Origin of the sequence: Streptomyces glaucescens (assembly GCF_002154375.1) — a bacterium.
GTDB classification, from domain to species: Bacteria; Actinomycetota; Actinomycetes; order Streptomycetales; family Streptomycetaceae; genus Streptomyces; species Streptomyces glaucescens.
In genome coordinates this window covers 1-522 of record NZ_MUND01000668.1, presented here as the reverse complement: position 1 = coordinate 522, position 522 = coordinate 1, and the positions used below count along the sequence as shown (strand labels likewise).

At 78.0% G+C, this 522-nt stretch carries 1 pseudogene; it reads right to left on the bottom strand.

Annotated elements, in window-relative coordinates:
* Positions 1-522, bottom strand: a pseudogene (locus CCN42_RS34425) (DNA polymerase III subunit gamma and tau); the annotation flags it as partial.

Sequence of the window (522 nt, the reverse complement as noted above, 5' to 3'; positions counted from 1 at the left end):
CCGTGGCGGGGGCCGTCGAGGCGGAGGGCGCGGCAGGGCCCGCGGACGGGGAGTGGGCGGGGCGCGTCGAGGTGGCCGTGGCCACGCCGCCGTAGGAGCCGGCGGGTGCGGAGCCGAGGCCGCCCCCGGTGCCGCCGCCGTAACCGCCGTAGCCGCCGGGGGTGGCCGCCGGGCCCGCGGCGCCGCCTCCGCCGTAGCCGCCGGTGAAGCCGGAGCCGCCGGAGGGGGCCGGGCCGCCGCCGGACGGGTCGACGATGGCGTCGATCTTCCACTGCACGTTGAACTGCTCGGCCAGCGCCTGCCGCAGCACGTCCTCGCTGCCGCTGCTCGCGAAGTTGTCGCGGGCACCGGCGTTCACGAAGCCGAGCTGGAGGGTGGTGCCGTCGAAGCCCGTCACCTGGGCGTTCTGGCTGAGCAGGATCCAGGTGAAGCGGCGGCGGTTCTTCACCGCCTCCAGGATGTTCGGCCACAGGGCACGGGGGTCGAGCCCGCCGGCCGGAGCGGTCGGGGCGGGTGCCGGGG